A 24,164-nucleotide genomic window follows, 5' to 3' on the forward strand; every position below is an offset into this window, starting at 1 on the left:
AAGGAGCCGATGATGCGGGCTGCCGCCATCAACGCCGAGCGCAAGATCGAAGTGCGTGAGGTCGAGCCCGAGCCGCCCGCACCGGGACAGGTCCGGGTCGAGGTCCGAGCGTGCGGAGTGTGTGGGTCCGACCTGCACATGCGCCCCAACGCCGAGCGGTTCGGAGTCGGCTATGTGATCGGGCACGAGGTCGCGGGAGTCGTGGCAGAGCTCGGTGAAGGGGTCGAGAGTCTCCAAGTCGGTGACCGGGTGGCGGTCTACCACTCGGTGGCCTGCGGCGAGTGCCGGATGTGTCGCCGTGGCGAAGACCACTTGTGTGAGAGCGCGCCCGCGCGCTCGATCGGCACCGGGGTCGTTCCCGGCGGCTACGCCGAGAGTGTGACCACCTCGGCCGCGGTCTGCTTCTCGCTGCCTGATGGTGTCGACGACGTCACCGGAGCGTTGGTCGAGCCACTGGCGATCGCTCTGCATGGAATCTCCCGTGCCGCCGTTCGGCCGGGAGACGACGTGGTCATCGTCGGCGGGGGGCCGATCGGAGCCTTGGCAGGGCTGGCGCTGCTCAGCAGCGGGGCAGGCGTGGTCGTGATCGAGCCCAATCCAGCCCGGCGTGAACTACTGGAGAGCCTCGGCCTGCGGAGTTGGGGAGTCGACAGCGGACCCGACGACATCGTCGGCACGCTGCCGGCAGCGCCGCGTGTGGTGCTGGAGTGTTCCGGCACTGCGGCCGGGCTCGCCTCGGGGATCTCGCTGGTGGACTTCGGTGGCGTGGTCGTCCTGTTGGGTCTGCCGCGGCAGCCGCCGACGGTGGACCTGATGTTGGCGATCCGGAAGGAGATCGCACTGATCGGAGCAGTCAGTTGCACCCTGGACGAGTTCGGGACAGCCATCCGGATTCTCGACCGACAGTCCATCGACGCCGCAGCACTGGTGACCCGGACGGTGGGGCTGGAGGAAGTTGATCGAGCGATCGACAGTCTGCTCGAGCGGGAGAATCCGGACATGAAGGTCGTCGTCGTTCCGCACGTGACGAACCGGAGCTGAAGCGGTGGGGGTGTCGGCGGGGGCCGACCGGTCGGGAAGCCGGCAGCCACGACTGGTGCCTGCGCAGCTGACATCCGCCCAGACCGAGTTGTACGAGACGATCCTGACGGGGCCGCGCCGAGACGGCGGCTTCGCCCTCGCAGACGCCGACGGCGCGCTCCGGGGGCCCTTCGGCGGCTTCCTACTCGTTCCCGACCTCGGGCACGCGCTGCAGCAACTCGGTGCGGCCGTTCGGTTCCGGGGTCGCCTGAGTCCTCGGTCACGGGAGCTGTCGATCATGATCGTGGCGGCGCACCGAGGAAGCCGCTTCGAGCTCTCGGCCCACCAGGTCCTCGGACGTGCCGCCGGCCTGTCCCGCGAGGAGATCCTCAGCCTGCGGGAGGGTAGCGTTCCGGAGCTGGCCGACCCGGTGGAACGCGCTGTCGTCGAGGTCACCGCCGCTCTCGCCGACGGCGACCTGAACGACGAGACCTGGGCCCGCTGCGTGCCGCCGCTGACCGCAGAGCACGTCTTCGAACTGACCACCATTGTCGGCTACTACTCCCTGCTGGCCATGCAGATGCGGGTGCTGCGAGTGGACGAGGGCGATCCGGACTGAACGGGTGCCGGCCGAAAAGGGCGGAATCGCAGGTGGCGGTCCGCCGAATTGGCCAGAGTCCTCAGGTGAGGACAATCGGGCGAGGGCGAGGCGCTGACTTGAGCGCGGTGCGCTCGGCGTTGGCGGTTCCGGCGGTCGGCGCGTGTTGTTGTGCGGCGAAGAGGTGTGGGCAAGTCCCACCTGGTCGACCCGTGCGCGAGGTCGCTGACGGCGATGGTCGCGGCACCCCTGGCCGCCCTTCCCGCAGGCGGGCGTTGGCCATCGGTGACCTGGCCAGTGCAACGAGGTGTCGCTGGGTGTCGCGTTGCGGGCGTCGCAGCGCTGTCACCAGCGCACCCTGGTGGCCAGCGTGCGCTGGTGAGTCCGCGCAGATGCCGACGATCCTGGCAGACCTGGTCCACGACGCGCAGAGTGTGCTGAGCGCCGTCGACAAGTTCGACCGGGCCGATGCCGAACCGTTCGTGGAGATGCTGCCGGGCCACGTCGTCGACATGGTGGTGGAGGAGGTGTGGCGCATGGTCGGCGGCAACGCGCTCTTCCTCAGCTAGGTCGTCGGCCAGGCACGATGCGCCGGAACCCTGCGCCGTACGACGTCGGGCTGGGTGACGCAGGGCATCTGTGTCTCGCACCGGTTTCGATGTCTCCATCAAACCCGGTGCGAGACAGCCGCATCCGTCGAGATGACGGAGGTGCTTCGCGACCTTCCAGCTTCCTTGCGGCCTCCCTTCAGTGATCCGATGGCCAGTGAGCTGTCCGCGGGACCGGTCGGTGTCGCGGGTTCGGCGGAGGTCGCGGGTGCGGTGGTGCCCAGCGGCACCGGGTCGTCGTCCGCCGCGTCGAGGAGGTCGACGGTCGGGACGAAGAAGAGGGTGCCGGTGACCGCGGTCGAGAAGTCGAGGATCCGGTCGTGGTTGCCGGGCGGCCTGCCGACGAACATGTTCTCCAGCATCTGCTCGGTGACGCCGGGGTCGCGGGCGTAGCCGATGAAGTACGTCCCGTACTCGCCCGCGCCGACCCGGCCGAACGGCATGTTGTCGCGCAGGATGTCGTGCTCGACGCCGTCCTCGTCGACGATGGTGTTGAGCGCGACGTGGGAGTTGCTCGGCAACACGTCGTCGGGCATCTCGATGTCGGACAGCTTGGTGCGCCCGATCGCCCGCTCCTGGTCCTCGACGCTCAGCGCGTCCCAGGCGCCGAGGTCGTGCAGGTACTTCTGGGTGATGACATAGCTGCCGCCGGCGTACGACGGGTCCTCGTCGCCGATCAGCACGGCCGCGGCCCGCTCGTCGCCCTCGGGGTTCTCGGTGCCGTCGACGAAGCCGAGCATGTCGCGCTGGTCGAAGGAGCGGAAGCCATGCACCTCGTCGACGACGCGGGCGACGCCGCCCAGCCGCTCGGTGAGGTGCTGGGCGAGCTCGAAGCACAGGTCCATCCGGTGTGCCCGGAGGTGGACGAACAGGTCGCCGGCCGTGGCCGGGGCGTGGTGCCGGGCGCCGGTGAGCGCCCGGAACGGGTGGAGGTGGGCGGGCCGGGCCGCGTCGAACAGCCGGTCCCAGGCGTGCGCGCCGATGCCGACGACACAGGTCAGCTCGCCCTCGGGGATGCGGAACCCGACCGAGCGCCGCAGCCCGGACACGTCGGCGAGCAGGGCGCGAACCGTCGCGGTGCCCTCGTCGCCGGTGTCCGGGTCGAGGGCGAGTGTCAGGAAGATCGCCGCCTCGGTGAGGGGCGCGAGGACGGCCTGGGGAGTGGGCACGGAGCGATCCTCGCCGATGTGCGCCCGGCTGGCCAGCACCCACGAGAACACGGTGATCACCGTTGTCTATCAAGCCATGGGCGAATGATGTTTGACGGCCGACGCGCCGCGAGGGACCCTGCAAGCATGAGCAAGTCGCGGCCGGACGTGGACCCCCAGGACGACCTCACGGTCACCCCGCCGAAGACGTACGCCGCCGGCGTGCCCGCCGTCGCCCACGCCATGGAGTACTCCCTGGCCCAGGCCGGGCCCAAGCGGACGATGCTCACCCTGCTCAGCCTCAACCAGGCCGAGGGCATCGACTGCCCCGGCTGCGCCTGGCCGGACCCGAAGCACCGGCACAAGAACGAGTACTGCGAGAACGGCGCCAAGCACGTCAACGACGAGGCGACCACCCGCCGCGTCACCCGAGACTTCTTCGCCGAGCACTCGATCGCCGAGCTCGACACGAAGTCGGACATGTGGCTCAACCACCAGGGTCGGCTCACCGAGCCGATGGTGAAGCGGCCCGGCGCCACCCACTACGAGCCGATCGGCTGGGACGACGCCCTCGGGATCGTCGCCGACGAGCTCAACGGCCTCGCCTCGCCCGACGAGGCGATGTTCTACACGTCGGGCCGGCTCAACAACGAGGCCGCCTTCCTGCTCCAGCTGTTCGCCCGCGCGTACGGCACCAACAACCTGCCCGACTGCTCGAACATGTGCCACGAGTCGAGCGGTTCCGGCCTGGGGGAGACCCTCGGCATCGGCAAGGGCAGCGTCTCCCTCGACGACATCCACGAGTCGGACCTGGTCTTCGTCGTCGGCCAGAACCCCGGCACCAACCACCCCCGGATGCTCTCGGCGCTCGAGGAGACCAAGCGCAACGGCGGCCGGGTGATCGCGGTCAACCCGCTGCCGGAGGCCGGGCTGCTCCGGTTCAAGAACCCCCAGAAGCCGCGTGGCGTGATCGGCCGGGGCACCTCGATCGCCGACATCTTCCTCAAGATCCGCCCCGGCGGCGACCTGGCGCTCTTCCAGATGCTCAACCGGCTGCTGCTCGAGGCAGACGAGGCAGCGGCGCCCGGCTCCGACGATGCCGTGCTCGACCACGACTACATCGCGGCCAACACCACCGGCTTCGAGGAGTTCGCCGCCCACACCCGCACCGTCACCTGGGAGCACGTCCTCGAGGCGACCGGCCTGACCCGTGCGGAGATCGAGGCGGTGCATCGCGAGGTGCTCGCCGCGAAGAGCGTGATCGTGTGCTGGGCGATGGGCCTGACCCAGCACAAGCACGGCGTCCCCACCATCCGCGAGCTGGTCAGCTTCCTGCTGCTGCGCGGCAACCTGGGCCGTCCCGGCGCCGGCGTGTGCCCGGTCCGCGGGCACAGCAACGTCCAGGGCGACCGGACCATGGGCATCTGGGAGCGGGTGCCCGACAGCTTCCTCGACGCGCTCGGCGCCGAGTTCGACTTCGAGCCGCCGCGCCACCACGGCTATGACTCGGTGGTCGGCGTCCGCGCGATGCGCGACGGCAGGGCGCGGGTGTTCGTCGGAGTCGCCGGCAACTTCGTGCGGGCGATGTCCGACAGCGACGTCACCGAGGCCGCCCTGCGGTCCTGCTCGCTGACGGTGCAGATCTCGACCAAGCTCAACCGCTCCCACACGGTGTGCGGCGAGACCGCCCTGATCCTGCCGACCCTGGGGCGCAGCGACCGCGACGTCCAGGCCACCGGCGAGCAGTTCGTGACCGTCGAGGACTCGATGAGCGAGGTGCATCAGTCCCGTGGCCGGCTCGACCCCGCCTCGCCCGACCTGCTCAGCGAGGTCGCGATCATCGGCCGACTCGCCCGCCGCACCCTCGGTGAGGGCGGCGTGATCCCGTGGGAGGACTTCGAGGCCGACTACGCGCTCGTGCGCGACCGGATCGCCCGGGTGGTGCCGGGTTTCGAGGACTTCAACGCGCGCGTCGCCGTACCCGGGGGCTTCCGGCTGCCCAACCCGGTCAACGAGGGCCGCTTCCCGACGCCGAGCGGCAAGGCCGTCTTCACCTGCAACGCGCTCGAGATGATCGCGCCGCCGGCCGGCCATCTGGTGCTGCAGAGCCTGCGCTCCCACGACCAGTGGAACACCATCCCGTACGCCATGAACGACCGCTATCGCGGCATCCACGACGCACGCCGGATCGTCATGGTCAACCCCGACGACCTCGCCGAGCTCGGGCTCGCCGACCGCGACCTGGTCGACATCGTGAGCATCTGGACCGACGGCAGCGAGCGGCGCGCGGAGGGCTTCCGGGTCGTCGCCTACCCCGCGGCGCGCGGCTCGGCGGCGTCCTACTATCCCGAGACCAACGTGCTCGTCCCGCTCGACAGCGTGGCCGAGGTCAGCAACACGCCCACGTCCAAGGGCGTGATCGTGCGGCTGGAGCCGGTCAGGGGCTGAGGTCCACCCCGCGCGCGGTCTCGACCAGGGCCTGCGCCACCAGTGACTCCGGCCCGTGACCGGCCAGGACCAGCCCCACCTGGTGGGTGCGCCGCGGCTTCGGCAGCGGGATCGCGCGCAGTCCCTCGGGCACGCCGAAGGTCGGCAGCCACGCGTGCGGCACCACGCTCGACAGGCCCATCGACGCGACGTGCGCGTAGACCGCGGAGACGGTGTCGGTCTCGACGACGACCCTGCTGTCGACGCCGGTGTCGGCGAGGTGGCCGTCGATGATCCGGCGGTTCTGCATGTCGCCGGTCAGCAGGCACAGCGGCGAGCGCGCCGCCTCGGCCCAGGTCACCGTCTCGGCGCTCCCGTAGGCGCCGTCGGTCGGGGTGAGGAAGAGGTAGCGCTCGCGGTACAGCGGGACCACGCGCACCCGGCCCAGCGGCTCGCCGTCGACGTAGGTCATGCCGACGTCGATGTCGAAGTCGTTGAGGCGGCGCACGATCTCGCGTGAGGACATCGACAGCAGCAGGAAGGTGGTCAGCGGGTGCTGCTCGCGCATCGGGGTGGTCAGCAGCGAGGCGACGGTCAGGGCGGTCGGGATCGCGCCCATCCGCAGGGTGCCGGTCAGTCCGCCGCGCATCGAGGCGATGGTCTGGTCCAGCGACTGTCGCTCGGCCAGCATCCGCTGCGCCCAGCGCAGCACCTCGGCGCCCTCGGGCGTGAACCCCTCGAACCGCTGGCCCCGCTTGACGACCTGCACGCCGAGCTCCTGCTCGAGCTTGCGGATGCCCGCCGACAGCGCCGGCTGGGTGACGTGGCACGCCTCGGCGGCCCGTCCGAAGTGGCCCTCACGGGCAAGCGCGGCGAGGTACTCCAACCGGCGCAGCAGCATGGCGGTCACCCTACGGCTCGGCACTCCCTAGAGTCAGGGACGTGAAGCGCCCGCCCCTGATCGCCACCGCCTGGCCGCGTCTGCTGTCCGCGGTCGGCGCAGGCGCCGCGGCCGCCCTCCTCGGCTCGCTCGTGGAGGCGCAGCTCGCCGTGCTGCTGGCGATCGCGGTCGCCGGTGCCGTCTACGTCGTGTTCGGCTGGCTCGTGCTGTGGCCGATGGACGCGGAGTCGACCCGCGTCAACGCGACCCACGAGGACCTGAGCCCCGGCGTCGACGAGGTGGTCGTCGGCGCGGCCGCGCTGGGCGGGCTCGGTGGCGTGGTCGCGCTGCTCCTCGTCGGCACCTCGGTGACCGGCCGCGCGGACGCCGCGGTGGCGTTGGGCGGGGTGTTCGCGGCGTGGGCGTCGCTGCACCTGATGTACGCGACCCGCTACGCCCACCTCTACTACTCCGAGGCCCACGGCGGGATCGACTTCAACGGCCCCGAGCCGCCGGCGTTCCGGGACTTCCTCTACTTCAGCTACAACCTCGGCATGACCTACCAGGTCTCCGACACCGCCGTGCGGAGCGGCGCGATCCGGGCCGTCGTGCTGCGTCACTGTCTGCTGTCCTACGTCTTCGGCGCGGCCATCATCGCGACCACCATCAACCTGGTCGTCGGGATCGTGGCCTGAGCTCAGGCCACGACCGGCGCCGGCAGCGGGTACGCCGTCGCGACCAGCGCGTCGACCGCCTCGGCCCAGGTCCGCCGCAGCGCCCGTTCCCGACCGGCGGCGCCGAGCAGGTGGCGGTACGGGTCCGCGGCCACCGCGGCGACCGCGCGCACCAGATCGCGAGGGTCGGCGGGGTCGTACAGGACACCGGTCTGCAGGTGCTCGACCACCGTCCGGGCACCGCCGGCTCGCGGAGCGACGACCGGGACCCCGGACGCGCCCGCCTCGCGCAGCGCGTGGCAGTCGGTCGCGTGCTCGCCGGGGTGGACGAGGACGTCGAGCGTCGGTACGGCCACCGTCAGGTCGCCGACGGACAGCGGCCCGGTGAACCGGGCGCCCGGCAGCCGCCGGGCCAGCCACTCGCGGTCCGGTCCACCGCCGACGACGACCAGCCGGATCCCGGGGACGTCGGCCAGGGCCGCCAGACGCCGTACGCCGGCCGCCTTGTGCAGGCCGCCGACGTACCCGACGACGACCTGGCCGCTGCCCGACCTGGCGCGCGACCAGGACTGGTGCAGCCACGGGTCGCGCAGCGTGGGGGTGAACGCGAGCGGGTCCACGCCCGGCTCCCAGAGGGCGGCGTCGACGCCGAGCTCGGCCGCCCGCCCGACCATCCACGGCGAGGTGACCAGGACCCGGTCGGCGCGCTCGGCGACCTTGGCCCGCCAGTAGTCGGCGGCCAGGTCGAGCACCGGCGACTGTTCGACGGCGAGGGTCGGGACCCCGGCGCGGGCGGCATGCTTGAGCGCCTTGCGGCCCACGGCGCGGGGGGAGTGGACCTGGACCAGGTCGGGCGCGAACCGCTCGATCGCGTCGCGCACCTGCGCCCCCGTCGGCTCCAGCGGCCGGACCCGTACGACGTCGCAGCCGCGGTAGCTCGCCAGCCCCGGGCCGGGGGCGATGATCCGCACCACGTGGCCGTGGTCGACCAGCCGGTCGACGGTCGCCTTCAGGGTCGTGGTGGTGCTGTCGACGGCGGGGTAGAACGACTCGGTGGCCAAGGCGATCCTCATGTCGCCACGGTGGGCCTCCGACATGGCGGGAGGTCACCGGCCGGGTGGCGTCGGGGTGAACGGTTGTCGGTGCCGTCACCTAGCGTGGCGGGCATGGACATGAAGCTCGAGCTGGTGACCGTGCCTGTGACCGACGTCGACCGGGCCAAGGAGTTCTACGTGCGGGCCGGCTTCAACGCCGACCACGACCACACGGTCAGCGAGGAGGTCCGGTTCGTGCAGCTCACGCCACCGGGCTCGGCCTGCTCGATCGCGATCGGCAAGGGACTCACCACCATGCCGCCCGGCTCGCTCGACAACCTGCAGGCGGTGGTCGCCGACGCCGACGCGGTCCGCGCGGAGCTGGCCGGCCGCGGCATCGAGGTGACTCCGGTGGACGACCAGCCGTGGGGCCGGTTCGTGTACTTCTCCGACCCCGACGGCAACCGCTGGTCCCTCCAGCAGCTGCCGGACTGGTCTGCGCACGCCGAGTCGTCGTAGGTCCGGGCCCACGGGATCGCGCATCGGCTACCCGGCAGTAGGCGGAGATATCTCACACCTCGGTAACAGGAGCGCTGTCACAGATAGGCTTGCCGCTTGTGACTGACTCGCCCCTGACGCTGGCGCAGCCCGAGGACGCGCACACGCGCGCCGAGTGGGAGGCCGCCACCGCCGCCGTGCTGCGCAAGACCCGCAAGCTCGGCGACAGCGACCCCGACAGCGCCGTGTGGGACAAGCTGACCCGCACCACCCTCGACGGCATCGGCATCACGCCGCTCGGTCTGCCGGGTGGCCCGGCGACCGCCGTACGTCCGACCCGCCGCGGCGCGTGGGACATCCGCAGCCTGGTGTCCGGCCCCGACGCCCAGCTCGCCAACGAGGCGGCGCTGGTCGACCTCGACGGGGGCGTGACCAGCCTGTGGCTGGCGGCCGACGCCGAGACCGACGTGGCCGCGACGCTGAAGGACGTGCTGCTCGACCTGGCGCCCGTCGTCCTCGACGCGCCGTCGGCGACCACGCAGGTGGCAGAGGCGTTCTTGGCCCTGCCCGGCGCCAAGCATCCTGACAGCAACCTCGGCATCGACCCGCTCGGCGTGATGCTGCGCGACATCCCGCTCGCGGTCGACGAGGCCGTCGCGGAGCTGCAGACGCTGGCGCGCAAGGCGAACCAGAACGACGTCCGTGCGATCGTCGTCGACGCGACCGCGGCCCACGACCTCGGTGCCAGCGACGGGCAGGAGCTCGGCTGGTCGATCGCCGTCGGCGTCGCCTACCTGCACTGGCTGACCGATCACGGTCTGTCGGTCGAGGACGCGGCCGACCAGGTCGAGTTCCGGTACGCCGCCACGGACGAGCAGTTCCCGACCATCGCCAAGCTGCGGGCCGCGCGGGTGCTGTGGGCGCGAGTCCTCGAGCTCAGCGGGGTCGAGAGCCCGGTCGCCCAGCGCCAGCACGCCGTGACCAGCCGGCCGATGCTCAGCAAGTACGACCCCTACGTCAACATGCTGCGTGGCACCGTCGCGGCCTTCGCCGCCGGTGTCGGCGGCGCCGACGCAGTCACCGTGCTGCCCTTCGACAGCGCCAACGGCCGCCCCGACGGCTTCGGCCGCCGGATCGCGCGCAACGTCAACCACCTGCTCATCGACGAGTCCCACGTCGCCGCGGTCGCCGACCCGGCCGGCGGCGCGTACGCCGTCGAGCAGCTCACCGCCGACCTCGCTGCCGCCGGCTGGGCGCAGTTCCAGCAGCTCGAGTCCGAGTGGGAGGACGGCCACGACTTCGACCCGTTCCGCGCCCGGATCGCGGCCGTGGTCGAGGAGCGCGAGGCCGACATCGCCCGCCGCAGGCGCCCGCTGACCGGCGTCAGCGAGTTCCCCAACCTCGGCGAGACCCTGCCCGAGCGCGACGCGGACCCGCTCAACGACCGGGTGCGCCGCTACGGCGCCTCCTTCGAGGCGCTGCGCGACGAGCCCGCCGCGAAGCCGGTCTTCCTCGCCACGCTCGGCACCATCGCCCAGCACACCGCCCGCGCCACCTTCGTGAGCAACCTGCTCGCCGCCGGCGGGATCGCGGTCGAGGTCGCCGGCGCGACGGCGGGCGTCGACGACCTGCGCGCCGCCTACCAGGGCCAGCCGGTCGTCTGCCTCGCCGGCACCGACGCGGTCTACGACGAGTGGGGCGCCGCCGCGGCGGCCGCCCTGCGCGAGGCCGGCGCGAGCCACGTGATCATCGCCGGCAAGGCCACTGCCCTAGGAGAGGGGCACAGCGTCGACGACAGCGCGGCGATGGGTGTCGACGCGCTGGCGTTCCTCAACCGGACCCGGGAGGCCCTGGCATGAGCATTCCGAAGAGCTTCGCGGGCCTCTCGCTCGCCGCCGACCAGGCCGCGGCCGCCGCGCCCACCCCGCCCCGGGGGGAGGGCTGGAAGAGCCCCGAGGGGATCGAGATCGCGCCGTCGTACGGGCCCGCCGACCTCACCGGCCTCGACGCGCTCGACACCTTCCCGGGCCTGAGCCCGTTCCTGCGCGGGCCCTACCCGACGATGTACACCACCCAGCCGTGGACCATCCGGCAGTACGCCGGCTTCTCCACCGCGGAGGAGTCCAACGCCTTCTACCGCCGCAACCTCGCGGCCGGCCAGAAGGGCCTCTCGGTCGCCTTCGACCTCGCGACCCACCGCGGCTACGACTCCGACCACCCGCGGGTGCGCGGCGACGTCGGCATGGCGGGCGTGGCGATCGACTCGATCTACGACACCCGCACCCTGTTCGACGGCATCCCGCTGGACCAGATGTCCGTCTCGATGACGATGAACGGCGCGGTGCTCCCGGTGCTCGCGCTCTACATCGCCGCGGCCGAGGAGCAGGGGGTGAAGCCGGAGCAGCTCTCGGGGACCATCCAGAACGACATCCTCAAGGAGTTCATGGTCCGCAACACCTACATCTACCCGCCGGCGCCGTCGATGCGGATCATCTCCGACATCTTCGCGTTCACCAGCCAGAAGATGCCGCGGTTCAACTCGATCTCGATCTCCGGCTACCACATGCAGGAGGCCGGGGCGACCGCCGACCTCGAGCTGGCGTACACGCTGGCCGACGGCGTCGAGTACATCCGTGCGGGCCTCGAGTCGGGCCTGACCATCGACCAGTTCGCGCCCCGCCTGTCCTTCTTCTGGGCGATCGGCATGAACTTCTACATGGAGGTCGCCAAGATGCGCGCGGCCCGCGCGCTGTGGAGCCGGCTGGTGCGCCAGTTCGACCCGCAGAACCCGAAGTCGCTCTCGCTGCGCACCCACTCGCAGACCTCCGGCTGGTCGCTCACCGCGCAGGACGTGTTCAACAACGTCGGGCGCACCGCGATCGAGGCGATGGCCGCGACCCAGGGCCACACCCAGTCGCTGCACACCAACGCGCTGGACGAGGCGATCGCGCTGCCGACCGACTTCTCCGCGCGCATCGCCCGCAACACCCAGCTGCTGCTGCAGCAGGAGTCGGGGACGACCCAGACCATCGACCCGTGGGCCGGCTCCTACTACGTCGAGAAGCTGACCCACGACCTCGCCGAGCGCGCGTGGGCGCACATCCAGGAGGCCGAGGCCGCCGGCGGCATGGCCGCCGCGATCGAGCAGGGCATCCCGAAGATGCGCATCGAGGAGGCCGCGGCCCGCACCCAGGCGCGGATCGACTCCGGCGCGCAGAAGGTCATCGGCGTCAACACCTTCCGGCTGGCGGCCGAGGACCCGCTGGAGGTGCTCAAGGTCGACAACGACGAGGTCTACCGCCAGCAGGTCGCCAAGCTGGAGCGGCTGCGCGCCGAGCGCGACGGCGGCGACGTCGAGGCCGCCCTGCATGCCCTCACCCGCAGCGCCGAGAGCGGCGAGGGCAACCTGCTCGACCTGGCCGTCGCCGCCGCGCGCGCCAAGGCCACGGTCGGCGAGATCTCCGACGCGATGGAGAAGGTCTACGGCCGCCACCAGGCCGTGATCCGTACCATCAGCGGCGTGTACCGGGACGAGGCCAACCTGGCCAACGACGGCGAGGGCGACACCCTCGTCACCCAGGCCCGCGTGGCCACCGACGAGTTCGCCGAGGCCGAGGGACGCCGGCCGCGCATCCTGGTCGCCAAGATGGGCCAGGACGGACACGACCGCGGTCAGAAGGTCGTCGTGTCCGCCTTCGCCGACCTCGGCTTCGACGTCGACGTGGGTCCGCTGTTCTCCACGCCCGAGGAGGTCGCGCAGCAGGCGATCGACGCCGACGTGCACATCGTCGGTGTGTCGTCGCTCGCCGCCGGCCACCTCACCCTGCTGCCCGCGCTGAAGACCGCGCTGGCCGAGCAGGGCCGCGACGACATCATGGTCGTCATCGGAGGCGTGATCCCGCCCGACGACGTACCGACCCTCAAGGAGATGGGCGCCGCCGCGGTGTTCCTCCCCGGCACGGTGATCGCGGAGTCCGCGCTCGACCTGCTGGCGAGGCTGCGGACGACCCTCGGTCACTGATGCAGGTCGACGACCTGCTCGCCGGCCTGCGTGCCGGGCACCGCGCCACCATGGCGCGGGCCATCACGCTGGTCGAGTCGACCGCGCCTCGGCATCGCGAGACCGCGCGCGAGCTGCTGCTGGCGCTGGCCGGCGACGCGACCGAGCGGACGCCGGCCGTGCGGGTCGGCATCTCCGGCGTGCCCGGCGTCGGCAAGTCGACCTTCATCGAATCGCTCGGCGGCCTGCTGACGGCCGCCGGGCACAAGGTCGGCGTGCTCGCCGTCGACCCGTCCTCGGTGCGCACCGGCGGCTCGGTGCTCGGCGACAAGACCCGGATGGCGACGCTCTCGGCGCACCCGAACGCCTTCATCCGCCCCTCGCCGTCGGCCGGCACCCTCGGCGGCGTGGCCCGGGCGACCACCCAGGCGATGGCGGTCCTCGAGGCCGCCGGGTACGACGTCGTCCTGGTCGAGACCGTCGGCGTCGGCCAGTCCGAGGTGACCGTGTCCGGGATGGTCGACACCTTCTTGTTCCTCACCCTGGCCCGCACCGGCGACCAGCTGCAGGGGATCAAGAAGGGCATCCTCGAGATCGCCGACGTGATCGCGGTCAACAAGGCCGACCCCGACGACCCGGCCCGCGAGCAGGAGGCCCGGGTGGCCGCCCGCGACCTCGCCGGCGCGCTGCGCCTGGTCCGCGGGCACGCCGAGTGGGCGCCGCCCGTCGTCACCTGCTCCGGCCTCACCGGCGCCCGGGTCGACGAGGTCTGGGATCAGGTGCTCCGCCACCGTGACCACCTCGGCGCCGACGGGCTGGCCCACAAGCGCGCCGAGCAGCAGCTCGACTTCACCTGGGCGCTGGTCCGCGACGAGCTGGACCAGCGGCTGCGGCACAGCCCCGGCGTGAAGGCGGTGCAGGCCGACGTACGCTCGGCGCTGCTGGGCGGCGAGCTCACCGCGCCCCTCGCGGCCGACCGCCTGCTGGCGGCCTACGACGCCGATCGCTGAGGCGGCATAGTCTGGAGAGGTGGTGGACGCAGCGCTGACCCTGGTCGACTCCGTCGTCGCGAAGTACGACGACGAGCTGGTCGAGCTGCGCCGCGACCTCCACCGGCACCCCGAGGTGTCCTGGCAGGAGCAGCGCACCTCCGGGCGGGTCGTCGAGCAGCTCGAGCGCTCCGGCTGGCGGATCAGCCGGATGCCGCGCAGCGGCGTGATCGCCGATCTGGGGGAGAGCGGGCCCACGGTGGCGCTGCGGGCCGACCTCGACGCCCTGCCCGTCGCGGACCTGACCACCGACCCCTGGACCAGCACCGTCGCCGGGGTCGCCCACGCCTGCGGGCACGACGTCCACACCACCGCCCTCGTCGGCGCCGGGCACGCGCTCGCCGAGCTGCATGCCCAGGGCCTGCTGCGGGGGCGGGTGCGGCTGCTGTTCCAGCCGGCCGAGGAGGTCATGCCCGGCGGTGCCCGGCACCTGATCAGCCACGGTGCGCTCGAGGGCGTCGCGCGGATCTTCGCCCTGCACTGCGACCCTTCGGTCGACGTGGGCGCGGTCGGCCTGCGGTCCGGTCCGATCACCAGCGCGGCCGACCGGATCGACGTACGTCTCGAGGGCAACGGCGGGCACACCTCGCGCCCCCACCTCACCGGCGACCTGACCTTCGCGCTGGCCAAGATCACCAGCGAGCTGCCCGCCGTGCTGAGCCGGCGGATGGACCCGCGCGCCGGCGTCAGCGTCGTGTGGGGCATCCTCCGCGCCGGCTCGGCGGCCAATGTCATCCCCGACCACGGCATCGCCAGCGGCACGGTCCGGATCCTCGACGCCGAGGCGTGGGCGGCGTGCGAGGCCGTGGTCCGCGAGGCGGTCCTCGACATCGTGCGGCCCTACGGCGTCATCGCCAACGTCGACTACCTCCAGGGCGTCCCGCCCGTCGTCAACGACCGCGCCAGCGTGGCGATGATCGCCGCGGCCGCCGACGACCTGCTCGGCCTGCACCACCGCACCGAGGTGGAGCAGAGCCTCGGCGGAGAGGACTTCGGCTGGTACCTCGTGCAGGTCCCCGGCGCGATGTTCCGCCTCGGCACCCGCAGCCCCGGCGGTCCCACCTTCGACCTCCACCAGGGCGACTTCGAGGTCGACGAGGCCGCCATCGGGCACGGCGCCCGGATGCTCGCCGGCGTCGCGGTCAACGCGCTGGCCCAGGCCTAGCCGCGACGGGCTACGGGGGATCAGGGTTTCGGCCCGCCGGTCCCCGGCAAGGGTGCAGGCATGTCTCGGACCACGCGCACCCCGGCCGCCGCCCTCGCCGCCCTCGCCCTGGTCGGCGCCGCCACCGCCCTCCTCCCGGCGCCGGCCCACGCGGCGCTCACCCTCGACTGCACCGGCGGCCCGGTCACCATCGACGACAGCACCGAGGACTACACGCTCACCGGCGCCTGCGCGGCGGTGATCCTCAACGGCAGCAACCTCTCCGTCTCCCTGACCAGCGCCACGACCGTGATGGTGACCGGCGCGAACGTCGACGTCACCGCCACCGGAGCCCTCGGCCCCGTCGTGGTCACCGGCTCCAACAACTCGGTCACCGCCGCCGCCGCGCCGCGCGCGCGAGTGCAGGCCAGCAACGTCGACCTGCGGATCGCGGCCCTCGACCGCGCGGTGCTGGTCGGCTCCAACAACAAGGTGGTCGCCGAGCGCGGAGCGAAGGTCAAGGTCAAGGGCGCCAACAACCGGGTCACGTACCGCAAGCTGCGCAAGGTCGTGATCCGTGGCGCCAACAACACCGTCAAAGTCCGCGCCGGCAAGACCAAGGTGCGGGTCAAGGGTGCCAACAACGTCGTGCGGGTGCATCGCCGCGGCTGAGGTTGGTGTGGGGATCGCCGCCGAGGAGGTGACTCCCACACTTCTAGCCCGCTGCAACGGCCAAGGAGCGTGGGCAACGGTCAAGAAGTACGGCGCCGCCAGCTCATGACGTCCTGCGCCGGGCTCGCTCATGGGCGACGGACTCCATCAAGCGGCGGATCCTACGTTCGAGTGCGTCGGGAGTCTCCAGATCGGCCCAGGTGATGCGGAGGCAACGCCAGCCGGTGACCTCAGCCACCATCTGTTCCCGGCGCTTCTCACGCAGGATCGCATCGGTGGGGGACTCGCCGGGCTTCAGATGGCGCTCGTACTTCACCCGTCCGTCGAACTCGATCCAGAACCCGAGATCCGGGAACGCGAAGTCCAAACGGGCGACCAGGACCCTGCCGTCCCAGACTTCGTACTGTGCAACGGGACGGGGCAGCCCGCGCCGGAAGCAGAAGTAGTCGGTACGGGTCTCGGCGACCGATTCGACCAGCGGGTTGGCGAGGCGGAGAACCAGGTCTGTCGGGAGTGAGTTCGGCCAGTGGCCCATCGTGGCGTCGTACCGGGCGCGAAGCGCTTCCAGGTCGAAATCGCCTCGATGCAGGAAGTGATTCACGACGACCAGTCCTGCCTCGGCACTGCCGAGCATCGTGACTTCGAGCGACGAGCGGAGCGGTGCCGTGATGAGAAGCCCGTTCGTCTCGACGACGTCACCGGGAAGGAGCTTGCCGGCATGACGGCGCACGCCCCGCTCCCGACGCCCGGCCAGTCCGTCCTCCCGGGTGAGATGAACCTCGCGCAGATCGAATCCCCACAGCGGAGCGGTCTCGAACGGCAGGGACGAGACGTGGCTGAGGATGACCTCGGTGTTGGCCTGGGCGAAGGCGGCGCGACATCGTACGGCGTAGCGCTCGTCCTCGGACATTGCTCGCCAGGTCGGGCCGTCGACGTAGGCGCCGCGGCGCGGCCGCTCGAGATCGCCACGGCTCACCGCGACGGCGAGCGATCTGTCGGTGTGCCCCAACGCCAGGAGCTCGCGTCGAAGGTGAAGGGGAAGCAGGCGTGCGTCGTCGGAGGGCAGGAACATGTCGAGCAGGGTGCCCGTCACTCAAGCCGATCAGGCCGACATCTTGGCGGCTGTGGACAACGGGACGACGGAGCTACTTCTTGGCCGGCTCCGTCGCTTCTTGCCCATTACAACGGGCAAGAAGCGACGGGATCGCCGCCGAGGAGGTGATTCCTGCAGCGGCCCCGCCCTCAGCCCTTGCGGTACGGCACGCCGTCGGCCGCCGGGGCGCGGGAGGCGCCGACGAGGCCGGCGACGGCGATGATGGTGACGACGTACGGCAGCATCAGCATGAACTGGCTGGGCACCGGGGAGCCGATCACCGACAGCGCGAGCTGCAGGTTCGACGCGAAGCCGAACAGCAGCGCGGCGAGCGTGGCGCGCACCGGGTCCCAGCGGCCGAAGATGACGGCGGCGAGGGCGATGTAGCCGGCGCCGTCGGTCATCTCCTCGCCGAACTGCGGCACCGAGACCAGGGTGTACGTCGCGCCGCCGGCTCCGGCGATCAGGCCGGCGATGAGCATCGTGGTGTAGCGGGTGCGGTTGACCTTGATGCCGACGGTGTCGGCGGCCTTGGGGTGCTCGCCGACGGCGCGGACCCGCAGGCCCCACTTGGTGCGGTAGAGCGCCCAGGCGACGACCACGACGGCGGCGTACATGAGGTAGACCAGGATCGTCTGCCGGAACAGCACCGGTCCGATGACTGGGATCTGGCCGAGGACGGGGATCGGCAGCCGGGAGAAGTGCTCGGGGGCGTTGAGCCTGTCGGGGTTCTCGGTGAGCACCTGGCCGAACAGGAAGCTGGTCAGGCCGATCACCAGCACGTTGAGCACGACGCCGACGATGACCTGGTCGACGAAGTAGGTGATCGCGAAGAAGCCGAGCACCAGCGCGACCAGCGCGCCGGCCAGCATCGCGGCGACCAGGCCGCCCCACGGGGAGCCGACGATGGTGCCGACCATCGCGGCCGCGAAGGCGCCGAAGAGCAGCTGGCCGTCGATGGCGATGTTGACGACGCCCGCCCGCTCGCCGAGCACGCCGCCCAGAGCGCCGAACACGAGCGGCACGGCGAGCGTGATCGAGCCGCCGAGCAGGCCGATCACGGTCAGGCTCTCGCCGGCCGCCGCCCAGGTGAGGAAGGCGGTCATGGCGAGGAAGGCGAACAGCCCGACCAGCCACAGCGGCGTACGGCGACCGCGGCTGACCAGCAGCGCCGACGCGGCCGTGCAGGCGGCGAGCAGCACGACGAGCACGACGACCGTGGCCGTGGACGGCAGGGTGATCTCGGGCAGGTCGAAGAAGTCGGTCTCCGCGGCGAGCTGGAAGGTGGTGTCGCCCGAGCGCGCGCCCAGGGCGACCAGCAGCGCGACGAGGACCGTGACGACGCCCAGCATGATGGGGGCCTTGAGCATGGTCCGCAGGGGTACGGCGGCCGGCTCGGCGGCGTCGGCCGGGACCGGGACGGTGATCTTGGTGTCGCTCATGCCGTCGCCTCCTTCGGCAGCCGGAAGATAGCTCGCACCAGCGGGGGAGCGGCGATGAACAAGACGATGAGCGACTGGATGACCAGCACGATCTCGACGGGGATGCCCTCGGCGGCGGCCATCGAGAAGCCGCCCGCCTTGAGGCCGCCGAACAGGATGCCGGCGGCGAGGATGCCGAGCGGGCGGGACCGGCCGAGGAGGGCCACGGTGATCGCGTCGAAGCCGATGCCGGCGTCGAGGTCGACGGTGACGCCGCTGGTCGTCGTGCCGAGGATCTGGTTGACGCCGGCCAGGCCGACCAGGCCGCCGGCGATGAGCATCACGACGAGGTAGGTGCGGCCCACGTCGATGCCGGACGCGCGGGCGGCGTCGGGGTTCTCGCCGACGGCACGGAACCGGAAGCCCAGCGCGGACTTGTTGAGCAGCCACCACACGACGGCGACGGCGACCAGCGCGAGCAGGAAGCCGGCGTGCAGGTTGAACCGGTCGCCGAGCAGCTTGGGCAGGATCACCGACTCGGGCATCGGCTTCGACTTCGGGTTGAGCGAGCCCGGCGCCTGGAGCAGTCCCTGCTTGGAGAGGGCGTAGAAGACGAGGTAGTAGCCGACGTAGTTGAGCATGATCGTGACGATCACCTCGTGGGCGCCGCTCTGCGCCTTGAGGAAGCCGGCGATGCCGGCCCACAGCGCGCCGGCCAGGGCGCCGGCCAGGATCGCCAGCGGCAGGTGCAGCACCGTCGGCAGGTCCACGCTGACGCCGACCCAGCCGGCGGCGGCGCCGGCCAGCAGCATCTGGCCGCGGCCGCCGATGTTGAACATGCCGGCGCGGAAGGCCAGGCCGACGCCCAGGCCCGCCAGGATCAGCGGCCCGGAGAACTTGAGGGTCTCGGTCAGCGGACGGATCCGGCCCTGGAAGCCGTCGAGGTTCGTGTTGTAGACGGCGCCCCGGAACAGCGCGGCGTACGCGTCGGAGATCGAGGTCCACACGGCGTTGAAGAAGTCGCCCGGCCGGGCGCCGATGTAGCCCGCGGTGTCGCGGACGTTCTCGTCGGTCAGCAGGATCATCAGCGAGCCGACGATCACCGCGAGGACGACCGAGAGCACCGCGACCATCGCGTTGCCGGCGACGATCTCGCGCAGCACGCCGTCGAAGCGGCCCGGCTCGTGGGGATCGCGCTGCTCGGCCGGGGTCGGCTCCTCGAGGGGCGCCGGCGGGGTCTGGTCGTTGGTGCTCACGCGGCCGTTCCTTCCGGGCGCTCGCCGGCCATCATCAGGCCGAGGGTCTCGCGCGGCGTGTCGGCCGGGACGATGCCGACCACCTGCCCGCGGTAGAGGACCATGATCCGGTCCGAGAGGGCGACGATCTCGTCGAGCTCGGTGGAGACCAGGAGCACCGGCACGCCGGAGTCGCGGGTCGCCACCACCTGCTTGTGGATGAACTCGATCGAGCCGACGTCGACACCGCGGGTCGGCTGGGCGGCGACGAGCAGGCTGAGGTCACGGGACAGCTCGCGGGCGACGACGACCTTCTGCTGGTTGCCGCCCGAGAGCTGGCTGGCCTTGGCCTGGATGCCGGACGCGCGGACGTCGTACTCGACGAGCTTGCGCTGGGCGAAGTCCTCGAGGAAGCCGCTGCGGACGGTGCCGGCGGACACGAAGGGCTTGCCGTGGCTGCGGTTGAGCATCAGGTTCTCGGCGATCGTGAACCCACCGACCAGGCCGTCGACCTGGCGGTCCTCGGGGACGAAGCCGACGCCCGCGTCGAGGATCTTGCGGACCGAGCGCCCCACCAGCTCGTGCTCGCCGAGGCGGATCGAGCCGTGGACATGGGGCTGCAGGCCCATGATCGCCTCGGTGAGCTCGGTCTGCCCGTTGCCCTGCACGCCGGCGACGCCGAGCACCTCGCCGCGCGCGATCGAGAAGCTGATCCCGTCGAGGTGGGTGTGGCCGTTCTCGTCGGTGACCCGCAGGTCGCGTACGACGAGCGCGTCCGGCCCGGGCTGGGCCGGCTCCTTGTGGACGGTCAGCTCGACCGGGCGGCCGACCATGAGCGCGGCCAGCTCGGCGTTGGTGGCGGTGGGGCTGGCCTCGCCGACGACCGCGCCGCGGCGGATGACCGTGATCCGGTCGGCGATCGCGCGGACCTCGCGCAGCTTGTGGCTGATGAAGACGATGGCGGTGCCCGACGCGCGCAGCTGGCGCATGATCTCCATCAGCTCGTCGGTCTCCTGCGGGGTGAGCACCGCGGTCGGCTCGTCGAACACGAGGACGCGGGCGTCGCGGGAGAGCGCCTTGATGATCTCGACGCGCTGCTGGACGCCGACGGGCAGGGTCTCGACCAGGGCGTCGGGGTTCACGTCGAACCCGAACCGCTGGGAGATCTCCCGGACCCGCTGGCGCGCGGCGTCGATGTCGAGGGTGCCGGCGAAGCCGGTGGACTCGTTGCCGAGCATGACGTTCTCGGCGACCGTGAACACGGGCACCAGCATGAAGTGCTGGTGAACCATGCCGATGCCGGCGGCCATGGCGTCGCCCGGTCCGGACATCCGCAGCGGCGCGCCGTCGAGGATGATCTCGCCCTCGTCGGCCTGGTAGAGGCCGTAGAGGACGTTCATCAGCGTCGACTTGCCGGCGCCGTTCTCGCCGAGGAGGGCCAGGATCTCGCCCTCGTTGACGGTGAGGGAGATCCGGTCGTTGGCGACCAGGGGGCCGAAGCGCTTGGTGATGCCCCGGAGTTCGAGCGTCATGGAGGGATCCTCTCGGAGCGGACGTGGAGAAGCCAGCAGATGCACCGTGAACGCACGGGCGTTTTCCGGAGCGGGAATGCGTCCGGGGGAGGTCGTTGCCGACCTCCCCCGGACCCTGCGTCAGCGCAGGTGAGCCGTCGTCACTTGTCGAGGTACGACGTCACCGGGATGCTGCCGTCGATGATGCCCTTCTTGACCTCGTCGAGCTCGCTTTGGAGCGTCGGGGAGATCTTCGACTCGAAGTTGTGGAACGGGGCCAGGCCGACTCCGTCGTTCTCGAGCGTCCCGACGTAGGCCTCGGCGTCGAACTCGCCCTTGCCCGCGGCGACGACGGTCTCGATGGTCGAGGTCTTCATGTTCTTCAGGATCGAGGTGAGCACCAGGTCCTGGGTGCTCGGGTCGGTCTCGAAGAAGTCGGCGTCCACGCCGATCAGCGCGACGTCCTTGCCGGAGTCCTTGATCGCGGTGAGCGCGCCCTGGTAGATCGGGCCGCCGACCGGCAAGATCACGTCGGCGTTCTTGTCGAGGATCGACTTGGCGGTGTTGGTCGCCTTCTCGTTGGCGTCGAAGCCACCGGTGAAGACGCCCTTGTCGTTGCCCTCCCAGCCGATGAGCTTGACGTCCTTGCCCTTCTGCTGGTTGTAGTAGTCGACACCCTGCTTGAAGCCGTCCATGAAGATGGTGACCGTCGGGAACGGCTGGCCGCCGTAGGTGCCGACGACACCGGTCTTGGTGTAGTCCGCCGCGGCATAGCCGGCGAGGAAGGCGGCCTGCGCGGTGTCGTACAGGATCGGCTTGATGTTGTCGGCGTCCTTGTTGCCGTCGAAGTCGTTGTCGGCCGCGTCGTCGATGAGGACGTACTCGATGTCCGGGTTGGCCTTCGCCGACTCGACGGTCGCGGCGGAGAGCGCGAAGCCGACGGTCACGATCAGGTCGCAGCCCTGGCCGACGAGGTTCTCGAGGTTGGGGGCGTAGTCCTGGTCGGTCTTCGACTGGACGTCCTTGTACTCGGTGCCGAGCTCGTCGGCCGCCTCCTTGATGCCCTCGAAGCTGAGCTGGTTGAACGACTTGTCGTCGAAACCGCCCGCGTCGGAGACGATGCAGGGGAGGAAGTCGTTCTTCGCCGAGCCCTTCTTGCCCTCGTCGTCCGGGGCATCGCCACACGCGGCCAGGGCCGCACTCGCCATGAGCGCCACGGCCGCCACGGCCGTCGTCCTCTTCCAGGTCTTCACAGATGTCCTCCAGATCGACGCCCGGCTCGGAGGGCAGGGCAGGGATAGTGGTTCCGGTACTCCGGTGCATCCTCACCCAAGGACCGCTTGGCGGGAAGCGCCTTCGTCGAAACGGTTACCAACTTGGGACATTTCCCGTCGAAACCTGCCCATGCGGAAGATCCTCGCGACGGCTACGGTGGCCGCGTGGTCGACTGGGACACTCTCACGCAGGCGGCGAACGACATCGCTGCACGGGCCTACGCGCCCTACTCCGGCTACCGGGTGGGCGCCGCCGCGCTCGCCGACGACGGTCGCCTGGTGGTGGGCTGCAACGTCGAGAACGCGGCGTACGGCGTCACGCTGTGCGCCGAGTGCGGGCTGGTCTCGCAGCTGCACGCCACCGGCGGGGGCCGGCTGACCCACTTCGTGTGCGTCAACGGCGCCGGTGAGGTGATCATGCCGTGCGGCCGCTGCCGGCAGCTGCTGTGGGAGTTCGGCGGCGCCGCGCTGGAGGTGCTGACCCCGCAGGGCGTGCTGGCGATGGATGAGGTGCTGCCGCAGGCCTTCGGGCCGGCCGACCTGGACCGGGTCGCCGGCGTGGACACGACTGGTACAAACGCATCGTGAGCAAGCACGATGCCGTCGAGGTCATCCACGCCAAGCGCGACGGAGACATCCTGACCACCAGCCAGATCGACTGGATGGTCGACGCCTATACCCGCGCGGCCGTCGCCGACGAGCAGATGTCCGCGTTGCTGATGGCGATCCTGCTCAACGGCATGGACCGTCGCGAGATCGCCGACTGGACCGCGGCGATGATCGCGTCCGGCGAGCGGATGGACTTCTCCTCGCTGTCGCGGCCGACCGCCGACAAGCACTCCACGGGCGGCGTGGGCGACAAGATCACGCTGCCGCTGGCGCCGCTCGTCGCGGCGTGCGGGGTCGCCGTACCCCAGCTGTCCGGGCGGGGCCTGGGCCACACCGGCGGCACCCTCGACAAGCTCGAGTCGATCCCGGGCTGGCGCGCGCTGCTGTCCAACGAGGAGATGCTGGCGCAGCTCGAGGACGTCGGCGCGGTGATCTGCGCGGCCGGCGACGGCCTCGCGCCCGCCGACAAGAAGCTCTACGCGCTGCGCGACGTCACCGGCACGGTCGAGGCGATCCCGCTCATCGCGTCGTCGATCATGAGCAAGAAGATCGCCGAGGGCACCGGCGCGCTGGTGCTCGACGTCAAGGTCGGCAGTGGCGCATTCATGAAGGACGTCGACAAGGCGCGCGAGCTGGCCGAGGTGATGGTCGCGCTCGGCACCGACGCGGGCGTCCGGACGGTCGCGCTGCTCACCGACATGTCCGTGCCGCTCGGGTTCACGGCCGGCAACGCCATCGAGGTCGCCGAGTCGGTCGAGGTGCTCGCCGGTGGGGGACCGGCCGACGTCGTCGAGCTCACCCTCGCCCTGGCGCGCGAGATGCTCGCCGGCGCCGGCCGCGACGGCATCGATCCCGCTGACAAGCTCGCCGACGGCTCGGCGATGGACGCCTGGCGCGCGATGATCGCCGCGCAGGGCGGCGACCCGGACGCGGCCCTCCCGGTCGCGCGTGAGCAGCACGTCGTGACGGCGCCGGCCGACGGCGTCCTCACCCGGCTCGACGCGCTGTCGGTCGGGATCGCCGCCTGGCGCCTCGGTGCCGGTCGTGAGCGCAAGGAGGACCCCGTGCAGGCCGGCGCGGGCGTCGTGTGGCACGCCCGCCCGGGCGACGTGGTCCGTGCGGGGGAGCCGCTGTTCACGCTGCTCACCGACACGCCCGAGCGGTTCGACCGGGCGCTCGCCGCGCTCGAGGGCGGCTACGACGTGGCCGCGGCCGGGACGCCGTACGTGCCCCGGCCGCTGGTCATCGACCGCGTCGGCTGATCAGGCG

Annotated in this window: 21 protein-coding genes; 13 read left to right on the plus strand and 8 right to left on the minus strand. The window is 71.4% G+C overall.

The genetic code is table 11. The features are described from left to right. Positions 1-9 precede the first annotated feature (9 nt). From ACUP6Y_RS05710 to ACUP6Y_RS05720, 3 genes are all read left to right on the plus strand, one after another. Positions 10-1,041 (plus strand): zinc-dependent alcohol dehydrogenase, encoded by a 1,032-nt coding sequence (locus tag ACUP6Y_RS05710; RefSeq protein ID WP_462554704.1) that lies wholly within the window; start codon positions 10-12, stop codon positions 1,039-1,041. Positions 1,042-1,096: 55 nt separating this feature from the next. Further along, positions 1,097-1,639 (plus strand): carboxymuconolactone decarboxylase family protein, encoded by a 543-nt coding sequence (locus ACUP6Y_RS05715; protein ID WP_462554707.1) that lies wholly within the window; start codon positions 1,097-1,099, stop codon positions 1,637-1,639. Between the two features lie 371 nt (positions 1,640-2,010). Then, positions 2,011-2,187: a hypothetical protein gene (locus ACUP6Y_RS05720; RefSeq protein WP_462554708.1), complete on the plus strand. Its 177-nt coding sequence runs from the start codon at positions 2,011-2,013 to the stop codon at positions 2,185-2,187. A gap of 98 nt (positions 2,188-2,285) precedes the next feature. On the opposite strand, the gene ACUP6Y_RS05725 is transcribed toward ACUP6Y_RS05720, so the two are convergent. Beyond that, the gene (locus ACUP6Y_RS05725; protein WP_462554709.1) at positions 2,286-3,395 is read right to left on the minus strand and encodes a Dyp-type peroxidase; all 1,110 of its coding nucleotides are present in this window, start codon (positions 3,393-3,395) and stop codon (positions 2,286-2,288) included. Between the two features lie 126 nt (positions 3,396-3,521). Here ACUP6Y_RS05725 and ACUP6Y_RS05730 point away from each other — a divergent pair, with 126 nt between their 5' ends. Beyond that, a complete protein-coding gene (locus ACUP6Y_RS05730; protein ID WP_462554710.1) occupies positions 3,522-5,822 on the plus strand; it encodes an FdhF/YdeP family oxidoreductase in 2,301 nt (766 codons plus the stop codon). On the opposite strand, the gene ACUP6Y_RS05735 is transcribed toward ACUP6Y_RS05730, so the two are convergent. Then, positions 5,812-6,702: a LysR family transcriptional regulator gene (locus ACUP6Y_RS05735; RefSeq protein ID WP_462554711.1), complete on the minus strand. Its 891-nt coding sequence runs from the start codon at positions 6,700-6,702 to the stop codon at positions 5,812-5,814. The two genes, ACUP6Y_RS05730 and ACUP6Y_RS05735, sit on opposite strands and share 11 nt — an antisense overlap. Before the next feature lie 41 nt (positions 6,703-6,743). Here ACUP6Y_RS05735 and ACUP6Y_RS05740 point away from each other — a divergent pair, with 41 nt between their 5' ends. Continuing rightward, positions 6,744-7,376, plus strand: a complete 633-nt coding sequence (locus tag ACUP6Y_RS05740; RefSeq protein ID WP_462554712.1) for a DUF1345 domain-containing protein — start codon at positions 6,744-6,746, stop codon at positions 7,374-7,376. Positions 7,377-7,378: 2 nt separating this feature from the next. On the opposite strand, the gene ACUP6Y_RS05745 is transcribed toward ACUP6Y_RS05740, so the two are convergent. Then, the gene (locus tag ACUP6Y_RS05745; protein WP_462554713.1) at positions 7,379-8,428 is read right to left on the minus strand and encodes a glycosyltransferase; all 1,050 of its coding nucleotides are present in this window, start codon (positions 8,426-8,428) and stop codon (positions 7,379-7,381) included. Positions 8,429-8,521: 93 nt separating this feature from the next. On the opposite strand from ACUP6Y_RS05745, the gene ACUP6Y_RS05750 reads away from it, so the two are divergent. The 6 genes from ACUP6Y_RS05750 to ACUP6Y_RS05775 all read left to right on the plus strand — a co-directional run bounded on the left by ACUP6Y_RS05750 (position 8,522) and on the right by ACUP6Y_RS05775 (position 15,752). Further along, positions 8,522-8,908, plus strand: coding sequence for a VOC family protein (locus ACUP6Y_RS05750; RefSeq protein ID WP_462554714.1), 387 nt, complete (start codon positions 8,522-8,524; stop codon positions 8,906-8,908). 98 nt (positions 8,909-9,006) lie between these two features. Next, positions 9,007-10,746 (plus strand): methylmalonyl-CoA mutase family protein, encoded by a 1,740-nt coding sequence (locus ACUP6Y_RS05755; protein WP_462554715.1) that lies wholly within the window; start codon positions 9,007-9,009, stop codon positions 10,744-10,746. After that, positions 10,743-12,908: a methylmalonyl-CoA mutase gene (gene scpA, locus ACUP6Y_RS05760; protein WP_462554716.1), complete on the plus strand. Its 2,166-nt coding sequence runs from the start codon at positions 10,743-10,745 to the stop codon at positions 12,906-12,908. Before ACUP6Y_RS05755 ends, scpA begins: the two co-directional genes overlap by 4 nt. After that, positions 12,908-13,897, plus strand: coding sequence for a methylmalonyl Co-A mutase-associated GTPase MeaB (meaB, locus tag ACUP6Y_RS05765; RefSeq protein ID WP_462554717.1), 990 nt, complete (start codon positions 12,908-12,910; stop codon positions 13,895-13,897). The genes scpA and meaB overlap by 1 nt, the downstream gene beginning before the upstream one ends. Positions 13,898-13,916: 19 nt before the next feature. After that, positions 13,917-15,101: an amidohydrolase gene (locus tag ACUP6Y_RS05770; RefSeq protein WP_462554718.1), complete on the plus strand. Its 1,185-nt coding sequence runs from the start codon at positions 13,917-13,919 to the stop codon at positions 15,099-15,101. A gap of 60 nt (positions 15,102-15,161) precedes the next feature. Then, positions 15,162-15,752 (plus strand): DUF3060 domain-containing protein, encoded by a 591-nt coding sequence (locus ACUP6Y_RS05775; RefSeq protein WP_462554719.1) that lies wholly within the window; start codon positions 15,162-15,164, stop codon positions 15,750-15,752. Between the two features lie 103 nt (positions 15,753-15,855). On the opposite strand, the gene ACUP6Y_RS05780 is transcribed toward ACUP6Y_RS05775, so the two are convergent. The 5 genes from ACUP6Y_RS05780 to ACUP6Y_RS05800 form a co-directional block, all read right to left on the minus strand. Then, positions 15,856-16,845, minus strand: coding sequence for a hypothetical protein (locus ACUP6Y_RS05780; protein WP_462554720.1), 990 nt, complete (start codon positions 16,843-16,845; stop codon positions 15,856-15,858). 149 nt (positions 16,846-16,994) lie between these two features. Then, a complete protein-coding gene (locus tag ACUP6Y_RS05785) occupies positions 16,995-18,287 on the minus strand; it encodes an ABC transporter permease (protein ID WP_462554721.1) in 1,293 nt (430 codons plus the stop codon). After that, positions 18,284-19,522 (minus strand): ABC transporter permease, encoded by a 1,239-nt coding sequence (locus ACUP6Y_RS05790; RefSeq protein ID WP_462554723.1) that lies wholly within the window; start codon positions 19,520-19,522, stop codon positions 18,284-18,286. Before ACUP6Y_RS05790 ends, ACUP6Y_RS05785 begins: the two co-directional genes overlap by 4 nt. After that, positions 19,519-21,033 carry an ABC transporter ATP-binding protein gene (locus ACUP6Y_RS05795; RefSeq protein WP_462554724.1) on the minus strand — a complete coding sequence of 505 codons (1,515 nt, stop codon included), beginning with the start codon at positions 21,031-21,033 and terminating at the stop codon, positions 19,519-19,521. The genes ACUP6Y_RS05790 and ACUP6Y_RS05795 overlap by 4 nt, the downstream gene beginning before the upstream one ends. A 140-nt stretch (positions 21,034-21,173) precedes the next feature. Next, positions 21,174-22,265: a BMP family lipoprotein gene (locus tag ACUP6Y_RS05800; protein WP_462554725.1), complete on the minus strand. Its 1,092-nt coding sequence runs from the start codon at positions 22,263-22,265 to the stop codon at positions 21,174-21,176. 186 nt (positions 22,266-22,451) lie between these two features. On the opposite strand from ACUP6Y_RS05800, the gene ACUP6Y_RS05805 reads away from it, so the two are divergent. Next, positions 22,452-22,874 (plus strand): cytidine deaminase, encoded by a 423-nt coding sequence (locus ACUP6Y_RS05805; RefSeq protein WP_462554726.1) that lies wholly within the window; start codon positions 22,452-22,454, stop codon positions 22,872-22,874. Further along, positions 22,868-24,157, plus strand: coding sequence for a thymidine phosphorylase (locus tag ACUP6Y_RS05810; RefSeq protein ID WP_462556640.1), 1,290 nt, complete (start codon positions 22,868-22,870; stop codon positions 24,155-24,157). The genes ACUP6Y_RS05805 and ACUP6Y_RS05810 overlap by 7 nt, the downstream gene beginning before the upstream one ends. Positions 24,158-24,164 lie beyond the last annotated feature (7 nt).

The organism is Nocardioides sp. S5-5, assembly GCF_054954065.1.